This is a genomic window from Vibrio sp. YT-19(2023) (assembly GCF_033337395.1).
In genome coordinates this window covers 45,949-60,298 of record NZ_JAWOQN010000009.1, presented here as the reverse complement: position 1 = coordinate 60,298, position 14,350 = coordinate 45,949, and the positions used below count along the sequence as shown (strand labels likewise).

The window sequence follows — 14,350 nt, the reverse complement described above, 5'->3', positions numbered from 1 at the left end:
GTTTGCTGGCATTTTTTCATCGTTCTCAGCATTAATTGAGATTATTGATTCTCAATTTTTGCCCAGGTATCACGTAGACCAACCGTGCGGTTGAATACTAGATTATCTGCTGAAGAGTCTTTAGAGTCTGCACAGAAGTAACCCATACGTTCAAACTGGTAACCTTTTTCTGCTTCTGCAGAAGCTAGGCTAGGCTCGACGAAGCCATTGATCACAACTAATGATTCAGGGTTGATAGTAGAAGCAAAATCTTCCGCTGCGCCTGGGTTTGGCACCGTAAATAAACGATCGTACAGACGAATTTCCGCTGGAAGAGCTTTATCAGCTGACACCCAATGAATAACGCCTTTCACTTTACGACCATCTGCTGGGTTTTTACCTAGCGTATCTGCATCGTAAGAACAGAAGATCGTTGTGATGTTGCCTTCTGCATCTTTTTCAACGCGCTCAGCTTTGATCACGTAAGCACCACGTAAACGAACTTCTTTACCTAGCACTAAACGCTTGTACTTTTTGTTCGCTTCTTCACGGAAGTCTTCACGCTCAATCCACAATTCACGCGTGAATGGCACTTCACGCACGCCCATTTCAGGTTTATTTGGGTGGTTGGCAACTGTCAAGTTTTCTACTGCGCCTGCTTCAAAGTTTTCGATAACAACTTTAACAGGATCCAGTACAGCCATTGCACGCGGAGCGTTCTCGTTTAGGTCATCACGAATACAAGATTCTAATGAACTAAACTCGATCATATTTTCTTGCTTCGTTACACCAATACGCTTACAAAACTCACGAATAGATGCAGGTGTGAAGCCACGACGACGCAGACCTGAGACAGTCGGCATACGTGGATCATCCCAACCATTAACCAGTTTTTCAGTAACTAGCTGGTTAAGCTTACGCTTAGACATCACTGTGTATTCAAGGTTTAAACGACTGAACTCGTATTGATGTGGACGGCTTTCGATCGTGATGTTGTCTAGAACCCAATCGTACAGACGACGGTTATCCATGAATTCAAGCGTACAAATAGAGTGCGTAATGCCTTCTAATGCATCAGAAATACAGTGCGTAAAGTCGTACATTGGGTAAATGCACCACTTATCACCAGTTTGGTGGTGCGTAGCAAAACGCACACGGTATAAAACTGGATCGCGCATGACCATGAATGAAGAACCCATGTCGATTTTAGCACGAAGACACGCTTTACCTTCTTCAAATTCACCAGCGCGCATTTTTTCAAACAACGCCAAGTTCTCTTCAACAGAACGGTCACGGTATGGACTTGGTTTACCTGGCGCCTTTAGTGTGCCGCGGTATTCACGAATTTGCTCTGGACTTAGCTCATCTACGTACGCTAAGCCTTTGTTAATCAATTCAATTGCATATTCGTAAAGCTTATCGAAGTAGTTTGATGAGTAACATACTTCACCACTCCACTCAAAGCCCAACCAGTTTACATCTTTCTTGATAGACTCAACGTATTCGATGTCTTCTTTTTCAGGGTTTGTATCGTCGAAACGCAGATTACATTGACCCTGGTAGTCCTGAGCAATACCGAAGTTCAAACAGATAGACTTAGCATGACCGATATGCAGGTAGCCATTTGGCTCCGGCGGGAATCGAGTATGCACGCTAGTGTGTTTACCATCCGCTAGATCTTTATCAATGATCTGGCGAATAAAGTTTGATGGACGAGCATCAGCTTCACTCATCTATAGCACCTCAAAAATATTAGTATTGTCAGAGAAAACGGAACCCTGTATCCAAGTATGGTTTCACAGAGTACATTGTTCCTAATGATCCACAATTCTAAGCAATTAGACAACAAGAACTCGCTCTAAAACGACAATATTTATCGAGTTGGCGTGAAAGCAAAGCAGATTCAAAGGGCCTAAACGAAAAAAGGCCTCCTGCGGAGGCCTTTTGCGATGTTGTAGTATCAATTGTTTGCAATACCAATAACAAACAATCGCACCACTATTAAACAGTTAAGCTGGTAACTGAACACCACTTAAGTCTTCATCTTTAGATACATTCTTCATCTCACCAGCAACAATCTCTGCTAGTGGACCAAGGATAACTTGTAGGTTGTTTGTACCTAGCTTCACAACTCCCATAGCTCCAAGATCTTTCAGAGTTTTCTCATTGATAATGCTCATATCTTTCACAGAAAGGCGCAAACGAGTAATACAGGCATCGATAGAACTTAGGTTGTCATGACCGCCAAGTGCTTTCAAGTACTGACGAGCAAGCTCTGAAGAATTGCTTGATCCAGCCACGTTAGATGAAGCTTCTTCATCATCTTCACGTCCCGGTGTTTTAAGGCCAAACTTAACAATCACGGTACGGAACACGAAGTAGTAAACCGCAAAGAAACCAAGACCTTGTACAATGAGCATGTACCAATTTACCGCTAGCGGGTTACGAGTCGACAATACTAAGTCGACTAAACCAGCAGAGAAACCGAAACCTGCAATCCACTGCATTGATGCCGCGATATAAACTGATAGACCAGTCAGCGCTGCGTGAAGAACGTACAGTCCTGGAGCAAGGAACATGAATGCAAATTCAAGTGGTTCTGTTACACCTGTAAAGAATGAAGCAAACGCAGCTGCAATCATGATAGATGCCACTTTCTCTTTATTCTTTGATTTCGCAGTATGGTACATCGCTAGAGCAGCACCTGGTAAACCAAACATCATGATTGGGAAGAAGCCCGCTTGGTACATCCCCGTAACACCTACCGTTGCCGTGCCTTCAGCTAATGATTTCGCACCGCCAAGGAAGTTTGGAATGTCATTAATACCAGCAACATCAAACCAGAACACTGAGTTTAGTGCATGGTGCAGACCAACAGGAATTAGAAGACGGTTGAAGAATGCGTAAACACCTGCACCTGCTTCACCCATACCTTGAATGCTTTCACCAAAACTGACCAGACCGCCGTAAACTGATGGCCAAACGTACATCAGGATGAACGCAATAACGATACCAGCAAAAGACGTTAGGATCGGTACAAGACGCTTGCCAGAGAAAAACGCCAGTGCTTTGTGCAGCTCTACGTGAGAAAAACGGTTGTACAACTCAGCAGAAACAATACCAACCAAGATACCGACGAACTGGTTATTGATTTTACCAAATGCAGCAGGTACTTCACTTGGGTCAATGCCTTGAATTTGTGATACTGCACCAGGGGCCAAAAGCGTTGTGACAACTAAGAAGCCCACGAAACCTGAAAGTGCAGCGGCGCCATCTTTGTCTTTAGACATTCCGTAAGCAACACCAACAGCGAACAATACTGACATATTGTCAATGATCGCTGCACCAGCTTTAATAAGAAATGCAGCAAGTGCACTGTTTGCGCCCCAGCCATTTGGGTCGATCCAGTAGCCAATACCCATGAGTATTGCTGCTGCAGGAAGTGTGGCAACCGGCACCATAAGCGCCTTACCCACCTTCTGGAAGTATCCGAGAATGTTCACCTTAAGTTCCCCCTATAGGATTAGATGTTATGTTGAATGACTTATTTCAGCCGTCCAATTTAGTCATCCTAAGTTTATGATATTAATTTTGCTCCGCAAATTAAAAGCTCACCGTTTGTGATCATAATCACCACAATTTGCCCTTTCGGAAGGTTTTTGCTGGCGAGATCATAAAACTTATTTTATTATACGAAAAAATGGTGTTTTAAAGATAATATTCTCGCACTTTATGCAAGGCAGAATCAGTGTTATTTTGGTATCTAGGCGGGTAAATCACTGTAACTTTGCTCTGAAAAAGAATCATAAAAAACCATACAATTATTACTTTTCAGTTAGTTACTATGACAATAACATCGATAAAACGCGACTTGCTGTATGTGACTCGTTATCTAATTCAGTGATACAAACTAAGTACCCATATGACTGAAGCAGTCTCTACTTAGATAACGATATAGAAATTGAATTCTCATCTATAAGGACTAGCTAACTATGTACGCGCTAAGTAACTGTAAAATTTATACCGGTAGTGATGTTCTTACCGATCATGCGGTCATCATCGAAAACGATCTTATTCAATCTATTGTGCCGGTTTCTGAGCTACCTCAAAGCATCGAAGTAAAAGACCTTGCAGGCGCTAATCTAAGTCCAGGCTTTATCGATCTGCAGTTGAACGGTTGTGGCGGTGTAATGCTAAACGATGCAATTACCCCTGAAACCATGCAAATCATGCACCAGGCAAACCTCAAATCTGGCTGTACTAGCTTCCTGCCAACACTCATTACGTCATCTGATGAAGATATGCGAACTGCAATTGCCGCAGCTCGTGAGTACCACAACAAGTATCAAAATCAATCGCTTGGTTTACACCTCGAAGGTCCTTACCTTAACGTCGCGAAAAAAGGCATCCATAACGTCGATTTTATTCGCCCATCAGACGAAAGCATGATCGACCTTATCTGCGCAAACGCCGATATCGTAGCGAAAGTAACACTAGCACCTGAGCATAACGACCCAGAGCATATTGCGCGATTAAAGGCTGCTGGCATCGTGGTTTCAATTGGCCACACAAATGCAACCTACGCCGAAGCACGTAAAAGCTTTGAAGCAGGCATTACTTTTGCTACACACCTCTTTAATGCAATGACACCAATGGTTGGTCGTGAGCCAGGAGTTGTTGGTGCAATTTACGATACTCCTGACGTATATGCTGGCATTATTGCTGATGGTTTTCACGTCGACTACGCAAACATCCGAATTGCTCATAAAATCAAAGGTGAAAAGCTTGTTTTGGTGACGGATGCCACAGCTCCAGCAGGTGCTAACATTGATCACTTTATTTTTGTCGGTAAGAAAGTATATTACCGAGATGGTAAGTGTGTTGATGAAAATGGCACGCTAGGCGGCTCAGCTTTGACAATGATTGAAGCAGTTCAGAATTCAGTTGAGCACGCGGGGATCGCTTTAGACGAAGCTCTACGAATGGCCACGTTATACCCAGCAACAGCAATTGGTGTTGAGGATCGCCTTGGCCGAGTTCGAAAAGGGATGGTTGCAAACCTGACTATTTTCGATCGTGACTTTAAAGTAAAAGCGACGGTTGTTAACGGACAATACGAGCAAAATTAAGCATGAATGGCGGACAGATTGGTAATGTAGATTTAGTAAAACAGCTTAACAGCGCTGCGGTATATAGGCTGATTGATCAGCAAGGTCCTATCTCCCGTATTCAAGTCGCGGACGTGAGTCAGCTCGCGCCTGCTAGTGTTACCAAAATAACCCGCCAACTTTTAGAGCGCGGCCTTATTAAGGAGGTCGCCCAACAAGCTTCAACTGGTGGTCGTCGTGCGATCTCTTTGACTACTGAAGTCAAACCTTTTCATTCGATTGCCGTTCGCTTAGGTCGAGATTACGTACAGTTCAGTTTATACGATTTAGGTGGTACCGCGCTGGCAGAAGATCAGCATGAACTGCACTACACTAACCAAGCAGACTTAATCGCAGGACTTATCGATTTATTAAAAGATTTCGTAAGCCGTTGCGAAGACAAAATTGATCAACTCATCGCTATCGGCATCACTTTACCGGGCCTTGTTAACCCAACAACTGGCGTGGTCGAATACATGCCTAATACCGATATCGATAATCTTGCTCTCGGTGAAATTGTTGGAGAGAAGTTTAATACAGCATGCTTTGTTGGCAACGACGTACGTGGCATGGCGTTGGCTGAGCACTACTTTGGAGCAAGCCAAGACTGCCAGGATTCTATTTTGGTTAGCGTCCACCGCGGTACTGGCGCAGGTATTATCGTTAACGGCCAGGTTTTTCTTGGTTTTAACCGCAACGTCGGTGAAATTGGTCATATCCAAATCGACCCGCTTGGTGAGCAATGCCAATGTGGAAACTTTGGCTGTTTAGAAACCGTAGCTGCAAACCCAGCGATTATTCAACGAGTGAAGCAACTGATTACTCAAGGATACGAATCAAGCTTAACCGACCTTGAAAACATCACAATTGAATCGGTATGTCAGCACGCAATGAATGGTGATGAACTTGCGAAACAGAGTTTAGTGCGAGTGGGCAACCAGCTAGGTAAAGCGATTGCGATTACGGTTAACTTATTTAATCCACAGAAAATTGTAATTGCTGGCGATATTACTGCAGCACAAGATATTGTTTTCCCTGCAATTCAACGCAACGTAGAGAATCAATCTCTTAAAACTTTCCATAACGACCTCCCTATCGTGGCTTCTCACATTGATAAGCAGCCAACGATGGGCGCATTTGCGATGATTAAACGCGCTATGCTAAACGGAGTTTTGTTACAAAAGTTACTGGAAGACTAAGTTTATACAACCAATTGAGTTACAATCTCGGGCTGTGTTTTCACAGCCCGTTTTCGTATATCAGGAATACAGCTCAACAGTATGGAAATTATTCTAATTACAGCCGCTTTTTTAGCTGGTTTTATTGCGCTTAAATGCAGCCTCCCTCCCCTCGTTGGTTTTCTACTAGCTGGATTTGGCTTGCATGCATTTGGTTACCAAAGCAATGACGTTATTGTCACTCTCGCAGATCTTGGTGTTACTCTTCTTCTGTTTACTATTGGACTCAAACTCGATGTAAAAACCCTGCTGTCCAAAGAAATATGGGGAGGGGCAACCGCCCACAACATACTCTCTACCGCTTTTTTTGCCCTAGCGTTATCCGGCTTAAAACTACTGGGCTTGACTTCGCTAGCCAGTATGGACGGCAGCCAAATCCTGCTTTTAGCTTTTGCACTATCGTTCTCTAGTACCGTTTTTGCCGTAAAAGCATTGCAAGAAAAAGGCGAAATGAACGCGACCTACGGCACACTCGCGATCGGTATCTTGGTTATGCAAGATATTTTTGCCGTAGTATTCCTGACTGCTTCAACCGGAAAAGTCCCAGAATGGTATGCCATCGGTTTGTTCGCACTGCCTTTCCTTCGTCCCCTATTCTATAAGCTGCTCGATAAAGTTGGCCACGGCGAAATGCTGGTGCTATTCGGTATTTTCTTCGCGCTTGTTGTCGGTGCTGGGCTATTCGAGTTGGTCGGGATGAAACCAGACTTGGGCGCGCTAATTTTAGGCATGCTACTCGCAGGTCACCCAAAAGCCTCAGAACTATCCAAGTCATTATTCAATATGAAGGAGCTCTTTTTAGTCTGCTTCTTTTTGAACATTGGTTTATCCGCCTCATTGAGCGTGAATGGCATCGTTCTCGCCCTGCTATTTATCTTACTGCTACCAATCAAAGGACTCTTGTACTTCGTCACTATTAATCATTTTAAGTTTCGAGTACGTACCTCTTTGCTCGCCTCTTTATCACTATTTAACTACAGTGAGTTTGGTCTTATTGTTGCTGGGTTGGCCTATAAAATGGGCTGGATGCCAAGTGATATGCTTGCTGCGATTGCGGTTGCGGTGTCGGTATCCTTTGTAATTTCCGCGCCACTTAACCGCCTTAGCCATAAAATTTATCAACATTCAGGTAAGTGGCTGCAAGAGACAGCGGTAGAAAAGCTCAATCAACGCGACCAACTCATCAACCCAGGTCATGCCCAAGTATTGATCTTAGGTATGGGGCGTATTGGAACGGGCGCTTATGATGAGCTACGTTCACGCTATGGCAAAATTTCATTGGGTATAGAAATTCGTGAAGACGCTGCACATCATCATCGTTCAGAAGGAAGAAATGTGATTTCTGGTGATGCCACCGACCCGGATTTCTGGGAGCGAATTTTAGATACAGGTCATGTAAAACTGGTTCTGCTTGCAATGCCACATCATCAAGGTAACCAAACAGCACTTGAGCAGCTTAAACGCAGAAAATATAAGGGGCAAATTGCCGCTATCGCCGAATACCCAGATCAATTGGAAGGCTTACTTGAAAATGGCGTTGACGCAGCATTCAATATTTATAGTGAAGCTGGTAGCGGTTTTGCTCGACACGTCTGTAAACAACTTCAACCTAAATTCACACCAATTAAATAAGCAACAGCACTGATATTTTTCGGAAGGCTTTCTATTGATAGAAAGCCTTTTTTGTATAGTTTTTATACCAAACCTTGATCTCATTCACCAAAACAACGGTTGAGTTAAATATTTTCCATACAACAAGGCCTTTTATCATTTTTTTAATCACAAAACGTTGCTTTTTTTATTAGTAATGGCAAATTTAAACCATACCGATTAGAAATTGTTTAGTTTAGTAAGGATGTAGTATGTGTTCAGTATTTGGCATTTTAGACATTAAAAGCGATGCAGCCGCATTGCGCCCTATCGCATTAGAGATGTCGAAAAAACTTCGTCACCGTGGCCCAGACTGGTCTGGGATTTACTCTTCAGAGCGTGCTATTTTAGCGCACGAGCGCTTGGCGATTGTTGGTCTAAATAGTGGTGCACAGCCGCTATACAGCCCTGATAAGAAGCTCACCCTTGCCGTCAATGGTGAAATCTACAACCATAAAGAAATTCGTGCTCGTTACGAAGGAAAGTACGAATTTCAAACCGATTCAGACTGTGAAGTCATTCTTGCACTTTACCAAGATATGGGTGCAGATCTCCTTGAAGAACTAAACGGTATTTTCGCTTTTGTGCTCTACGACGAAGAAAAAGATGAGTATTTAGTCGGCCGTGACCATATTGGTATTATCCCTCTTTATCAAGGTCACGATGAGCATGGTAACTACTATGTGGCATCAGAGATGAAGGCTCTTGTTCCAGTATGTAAAACAGTAAGTGAATTCCCTCCTGGTAGCTACTACAGCTCTAAAGATACTGAGCCAACACGTTACTATGTTCGTGACTGGAACGAGTACGCAGCAGTACAAGGTAACAGCACTAGCAAAGAAGAATTGACTGAAGCGCTAGAAGCGGCTGTTAAACGCCAACTAATGACTGACGTGCCTTACGGTGTACTTCTTTCAGGCGGTCTAGATTCTTCTATTACATCTGCGGTAGCAAAACGCTTTGCAGCGATGCGTATTGAAGATGATGAAAAGTCTGAAGCTTGGTGGCCTCAACTGCACTCTTTTGCTGTTGGCCTAGAAGGCGCGCCTGACCTGAAAGCAGCTCGCGAAGTTGCCGACCAAATTGGTACCGTTCACCACGAAATGACGTACACGATTCAAGAAGGTTTGGACGCGATTCGTGACGTGATTTACCACATTGAAACGTATGACGTGACGACTATCCGCGCATCAACACCTATGTTCTTAATGGGTCGTAAGATCAAAGCGATGGGTATCAAGATGGTATTGTCTGGTGAGGGCGCTGACGAAATCTTTGGTGGCTACCTTTACTTCCACAAAGCGCCAAACGCGAAAGAGTTCCACGAGGAGACAGTGCGTAAACTGCTTGCTCTGAACATGTTCGACTGTGCTCGTGCTAACAAGTCGCTGGCAGCATGGGGAGTTGAAGGACGCGTACCTTTCCTAGATAAAGAGTTCATTGATGTAGCAATGCGCTTGAACCCAGCAGACAAGATGTGTGGCAACGGTAAAATGGAGAAACACATCCTTCGTGAGTGCTTCGAGCACTACCTGCCAGAATCGATCGCATGGCGTCAAAAAGAGCAGTTTTCTGATGGCGTTGGCTACAGCTGGATCGATACGCTGAAAGAAGTAGCAGAACAGAAAGTGACAGACCAGCAGATGGAAACTGCTCAATATCGATTCCCATACAACACGCCAACGACAAAAGAAGGCTACGTGTACCGTGAAATCTTTGAAGAGTTATTCCCACTTCCATCAGCAGCAGAGTGTGTACCAGGAGGCCCTTCAGTAGCGTGTTCTTCAGCGAAGGCGATTGAATGGGATGAATCGTTCCAAAACTGTGTTGACCCATCAGGTCGTGCAGTACAGACCGTTCACAACGACTCATACTAATTCTCTACGATAAAGATAAGGGTCGGTTCGTCCAATCCTTTTAAAACAGACAGAAAATTAGATACGATCAAAAAGAGGTGCTTTTGCACCTCTTTTTATGTTTGATGGAATTAGGCTATTTTAAATCTAAATCACTATTGTCTATGCTGACAGGCACACGCTTGGTGATCATCTGAACTAGCATAATTGAGCGTTTCTCACCATCTTGTTCTTGGAAGATGGCATCTATGCCCGCAAATTGACCGCTTTTAACTCTAATTTGATCGCCTGGTTTTGGCATACATTCAGAAACGGTATTGTCATTACAACACTTTTCTAGCTGCATCAATTCGAAGACCAAGTCACCTTGAACTTCTTTCGGTTGAGCACCAAAACGCACAAAGTCAACAACACCTCGAGTAGAGCGGACTGAGGTGAAGTTTGGCCCTTGCTCATAATCAAAGTAAGCGAATACGTAACAAGGAAACAGCGGTTCCTCGACTTTTTGTCTTTTACCGCGCAAAATCTTCTCAACTTCTACAGTTGGATAAAAGCACTCTACACCTTGATTTTCAAGGTGTTGTTTCGCCCTAACCTGCTCCCCACGTTTACAATAAAGTAGATACCAACGTTTCATCTTTTTACTAGCCAATTCTATTTTGTTTTTATCCTAGCATTAAGCCAAAGTTGAGTCATTGATATTCAGTTTATCTATAAAAGTATGATTATACATCGCTCGCATTAACGACATTTTTCAGCAACTTACGATAAAGAAGTCCATAGGCAAAAATGGAAATTAAGTTTGTAACACAACCAATACACCATCATATAATCTGCAAATCCAATCAAAAACAGCCACTTAACAAACAAAAATAGTTGAATGGCAAAATTTTATTATTTGTCACTCGTTGAATTGCATTGTATACGTAGAAGTCGTTAAAAAATGTAATAACTATTATTAGAAGAGCTTATGTCAAACCAACATCAATATTTTGGTCATCCACGTGGCCTTTTCTTATTGTTCGGTACAGAACTGTGGGAACGCTTTTCTTACTACGCAATGCGTGCCATTCTCGTGCTTTACCTTACTGATACAACAATGAATGGCGGCCTTGGCTGGTCAACCAAAGACGCATTAGACCTATACGGCATATACACAGGGCTTGTGTATATCACGCCTCTTATCGGTGGTTACCTAGCAGATAACTATTTAGGTCAACGTCGCTCAATTTTGCTTGGTGGCGCGTTAATGGCCATCGGCCAGTTTACTCTTGCACTTCCTGCTGATGCTTTAGGTATTGGTTCGCTACACAGTTTCTATTTAGGTCTTGGCCTACTTATCACTGGTAACGGTCTCTTTAAGCCAAATATCTCAACCATGGTTGGCGACCTTTATCAAGAAGGTGACAACCGTCGTGACGGCGCATTCACTATCTTTTATATGGGTATCAACTTAGGTGCATTACTTGCCGGCGTCGTTTCTGGCTCTGTGACAACCTCTTACGGTTGGAAAGCTGGCTTTGTTGCCGCTGGTGTGGGTATGCTGGTTAGCCTAGTGATGCAAATGGTACTGGCTCAATCATGGCTTGGTGATATTGGTCGCGAACCAGCGGCGAAACGAGATCTAAACAACAAAAACGCCACCACGAAGCAGCCACTCACCAAAGAAGAAGTGAATCGACTAAAAGTAATTCTGGTCATGAGCTTATTCACTATTGTCTTCTGGGCAGGCTTTGAACAAGCTGGTGGTCTGATGAACATCTACACTCAACAATATACTGATCGCATGATTGGTGGTTTCGAAGTTCCTGCTGCGTGGTTCCAATCACTAAACCCATTTTTCATTATTACTCTAGCGCCAGTTCTGGCTGTCCTTTGGGTAAAATTGGGTAAACGTGAACCTACTTCGCCAGTGAAATTTGCGATGGCACTATTTTTCTTGGCGATTGGTTTCCTTTGTATGGTTGGCGCAGTGCTAGAACAAGGTGGAGATACAACAGTAAAAACATCGATGTTATGGTTGGTCGGCGCTTTCTTCTTCCACACATTAGGCGAGCTGTGTTTATCACCAATTGGTCTTTCATTGGTGACTAAATTAGCACCGCTTCGCTTAGCTTCACTTATGATGGGTGCATGGTTTGGCTGTAATGCGATTGCTAACTATGTTGCGGGCTATGTGGGCTCTCACGTAGGCGAGTTAGGCGCTATGGCTATCTTTAGTGGTATTGCGGTCAGCGCAACCGTAAGTGGCGTAATTTTGCTCCTATTCTCTAATACACTCGTTCGCTGGATGCATGGCGCTGAAAATACGCACAGCACGGCAGAGCAAGTAGAAGAGCAGCAAGTACAAGTTGCTTGATCGCTCAACTAAACGTAGAAAGGGTCGCTATTGCGACCCTTTTTTGTATCTAAAGTTTAGATTGAACTAACTCAACCATCATCTCGATATGAAGTTCACTATCGTTCAAACAAGGGATGTAGGTAAAGTTTTCGCCACCAGCTTCAAGGAAAATCTCTTTACACTCTTCCGAGATCTCTTCCAACGTCTCTAAACAATCTGACGAAAATGCGGGGGTCACAACATTAATATTTTTCACACCCTTTGCAGGAAGTGCCTCTAGGGTCTTATCGGTATAAGGTTGAAGCCACTCTTCTCTCCCAAATCGGGACTGATACGTCATGCCAATTTGTTGTTCGCTTAAACCTAACGCTTCCCCAAGCAAGCGAGTCGTCTCTTCACAATGCTGTGGGTAAACATCACCATTGTCAGCATAGCGTTTTGGAATACCATGATAAGAACACAGCAGGTAATCTCCCTGACCATTCTTTTGCCAATGTTCACGAACTGAATGCGCTAACGCTTCAATATATTTCGGGTGATTGTAATAATCACGAATAAAGCTAAAGCTTGGCATCACAGGCAGGTTTTTAAATGCTTTAGTGATTCCGTCAGAAACCGCTGCCGTTGTTGTGCCCGAGTATTGCGGATACAAAGGTAAAACAATGACTTCATCAACGCCTTGCGCCAATAGGGCTTCAAAGCCTGATTGTAAACCTGGGTTACCATACGTCATACCAAGCTCTACAGGTATATCAAGCTTTTGTGCCAACTTTTCCGTTTGGCGTTTAGAGTACACCATCAACGGCGAGCCCTCTTCCATCCATACTGATTGATAGAGTTTGGCAACTTTAGGAGCTCGGATAGGAAGGATAACGCCGTGCAATAGTGGACACCAAAGCCATCGAGTCATGTCTACCACTCGGTGATCATGAAGAAACTGACTTAAAAAGCGCTTTACGGCAGGAGCGGTTGGTGCGTCAGGAGTTCCCAGGTTAACTAGGAGTACACCCTGTTTATTATTCTCTTTCATAACATCCTATTCATGGTAAACGGCTTGGTTCATATATTTAAGTAACCTCGAAGTAACGAATAGCCGAGCTGAGGTTAATTAGATATATGTTTACGAGTAAACTAAAAAAGCGACCACTTGGGCCGCTTTCAATATATCAAAATATTAAATTTTTGACTTCAGCAAATTAAGATAGTGCTTTCTCGATATCCGCACTAACTTCAGCTACTTGCTTAGTACCATCAAACTTAAGGTACTTAGTCTTGCCTGCTTCAGCTTCTTTGCCGTAGTAGTTGATTAGCGGTGCAGTTTGCTCGTGGTAAACACCTAGACGAGCACGTACTGTTTCTTCTTTGTCGTCATCACGAACAACAAGATCTTCACCAGTTACATCATCTTTACCTTCCACTTTAGGCGGGTTGTAAACCACGTGGTAAGTACGACCAGAAGGAAGGTGAGCACGACGACCAGCCATACGCTCAACAATCACATCGTCTGCAACGTCAAATTCGATAACGTAGTCTACGTCTACGCCCATTTCTTTTAGGCCGTCAGCTTGAGGGATAGTACGTGGGAAACCATCTAGTAGGAAACCGTTTGCACAGTCTTCTTGAGCGATACGCTCTTTGATAAGACCAAGGATGATTTCATCAGAAACTAGCTGACCAGCGTCAATAACAGCTTTAGCTTGTTTACCAAGCTCTGTACCTGCTTTGATAGCAGCACGAAGCATATCACCAGTAGAGATTTGTGGAATACCGTATTTTTCCATGATGAAGTTTGCTTGTGTGCCTTTACCTGCACCTGGAGCACCTAGAAGAATGATGCGCATGATTTATCCTCTTTAATATTTAAGATTTATACCGAAGCTCACAATAGCTGACCTCTTAGACATCAAACCTGAGAAGCACCTGCAACGATAAGTTTCGGTATAACGTATATAGGCGAGCAAAAATACACGCCTTATTACTCACATTCAAGTCGCAGATTCTATCACAGGTTCTCTGAGCAAAGAGTGTATTAAGACTAAAGAATGTTAACAGTACCCTCTTTCACGCCCTATTGATTATTAACTCAGCACTTGAGATGCAAAATTTTGCGACAACAAACAAAAAGCTCGCGAAATGCGA

At 43.4% G+C, this 14,350-nt stretch carries 10 protein-coding genes; 5 read left to right on the top strand and 5 right to left on the bottom strand.

Going from position 1 to position 14,350, the window contains the following annotated elements:
• Nucleotides 1-41: 41 nt before the first annotated feature.
• Both glnS and nagE read right to left on the bottom strand, forming a co-directional pair.
• A complete protein-coding gene (glnS, locus tag R7E78_RS08705) occupies nt 42-1,712 on the bottom strand; it encodes a glutamine--tRNA ligase (protein WP_005382124.1) in 1,671 nt (556 codons plus the stop codon).
• Between the two features lie 276 nt (nt 1,713-1,988).
• Nucleotides 1,989-3,482 carry an N-acetylglucosamine-specific PTS transporter subunit IIBC gene (gene nagE, locus R7E78_RS08700; RefSeq protein ID WP_042523155.1) on the bottom strand — a complete coding sequence of 498 codons (1,494 nt, stop codon included), beginning with the start codon at nt 3,480-3,482 and terminating at the stop codon, nt 1,989-1,991.
• Nucleotides 3,483-3,971: 489 nt separating this feature from the next.
• On the opposite strand from nagE, the gene nagA reads away from it, so the two are divergent.
• From nagA to asnB, 4 genes are all read left to right on the top strand, one after another.
• A complete protein-coding gene (gene nagA / locus R7E78_RS08695) occupies nt 3,972-5,108 on the top strand; it encodes an N-acetylglucosamine-6-phosphate deacetylase (protein ID WP_005384983.1) in 1,137 nt (378 codons plus the stop codon).
• Nucleotides 5,109-5,110: 2 nt separating this feature from the next.
• The gene (nagC, locus tag R7E78_RS08690) at nt 5,111-6,325 is read left to right on the top strand and encodes a DNA-binding transcriptional regulator NagC (protein ID WP_017634816.1); all 1,215 of its coding nucleotides are present in this window, start codon (nt 5,111-5,113) and stop codon (nt 6,323-6,325) included.
• An 81-nt stretch (nt 6,326-6,406) separates the two neighbouring features.
• Nucleotides 6,407-7,996, top strand: a complete 1,590-nt coding sequence (locus tag R7E78_RS08685; RefSeq protein ID WP_318057849.1) for a cation:proton antiporter family protein — start codon at nt 6,407-6,409, stop codon at nt 7,994-7,996.
• A 230-nt stretch (nt 7,997-8,226) separates the two neighbouring features.
• Nucleotides 8,227-9,891: an asparagine synthase B gene (gene asnB, locus R7E78_RS08680; RefSeq protein ID WP_318057848.1), complete on the top strand. Its 1,665-nt coding sequence runs from the start codon at nt 8,227-8,229 to the stop codon at nt 9,889-9,891.
• Nucleotides 9,892-10,006: 115 nt separating this feature from the next.
• On the opposite strand, the gene rfaH is transcribed toward asnB, so the two are convergent.
• On the bottom strand, nt 10,007-10,507 hold the full coding sequence (rfaH, locus tag R7E78_RS08675; protein ID WP_005382098.1) for a transcription/translation regulatory transformer protein RfaH: 501 nt from the start codon (nt 10,505-10,507) through the stop codon (nt 10,007-10,009).
• A 333-nt stretch (nt 10,508-10,840) separates the two neighbouring features.
• Here rfaH and R7E78_RS08670 point away from each other — a divergent pair, with 333 nt between their 5' ends.
• A complete protein-coding gene (locus tag R7E78_RS08670; protein WP_005382097.1) occupies nt 10,841-12,229 on the top strand; it encodes a peptide MFS transporter in 1,389 nt (462 codons plus the stop codon).
• Between the two features lie 49 nt (nt 12,230-12,278).
• On the opposite strand, the gene hemH is transcribed toward R7E78_RS08670, so the two are convergent.
• Both hemH and adk read right to left on the bottom strand, forming a co-directional pair.
• Complete coding sequence (gene hemH / locus R7E78_RS08665; protein ID WP_054575221.1) at nt 12,279-13,241, bottom strand: ferrochelatase; 963 nt, start codon at nt 13,239-13,241, stop codon at nt 12,279-12,281.
• 166 nt (nt 13,242-13,407) lie between these two features.
• Nucleotides 13,408-14,052, bottom strand: a complete 645-nt coding sequence (adk, locus tag R7E78_RS08660) for an adenylate kinase (protein ID WP_005382094.1) — start codon at nt 14,050-14,052, stop codon at nt 13,408-13,410.
• Nucleotides 14,053-14,350 lie beyond the last annotated feature (298 nt).

Bases quoted from the DNA above. Each gene is read 5' to 3' on its own strand.
- glnS (WP_005382124.1), bottom strand. From the start codon at position 1,712: ATGAGTGAAGCTGATGCTCGTCCATCAAACTTTATTCGCCAGATCATT.
- nagA (WP_005384983.1), top strand. From the start codon at position 3,972: ATGTACGCGCTAAGTAACTGTAAAATTTATACCGGTAGTGATGTTCTT.
- nagC (WP_017634816.1), top strand. From the start codon at position 5,111: ATGAATGGCGGACAGATTGGTAATGTAGATTTAGTAAAACAGCTTAAC.
- R7E78_RS08685 (WP_318057849.1), top strand. From the start codon at position 6,407: ATGGAAATTATTCTAATTACAGCCGCTTTTTTAGCTGGTTTTATTGCG.
- asnB (WP_318057848.1), top strand. From the start codon at position 8,227: ATGTGTTCAGTATTTGGCATTTTAGACATTAAAAGCGATGCAGCCGCA.
- rfaH (WP_005382098.1), bottom strand. From the start codon at position 10,507: ATGAAACGTTGGTATCTACTTTATTGTAAACGTGGGGAGCAGGTTAGG.
- R7E78_RS08670 (WP_005382097.1), top strand. From the start codon at position 10,841: ATGTCAAACCAACATCAATATTTTGGTCATCCACGTGGCCTTTTCTTA.
- hemH (WP_054575221.1), bottom strand. From the start codon at position 13,241: ATGAAAGAGAATAATAAACAGGGTGTACTCCTAGTTAACCTGGGAACT.
- adk (WP_005382094.1), bottom strand. From the start codon at position 14,052: ATGCGCATCATTCTTCTAGGTGCTCCAGGTGCAGGTAAAGGCACACAA.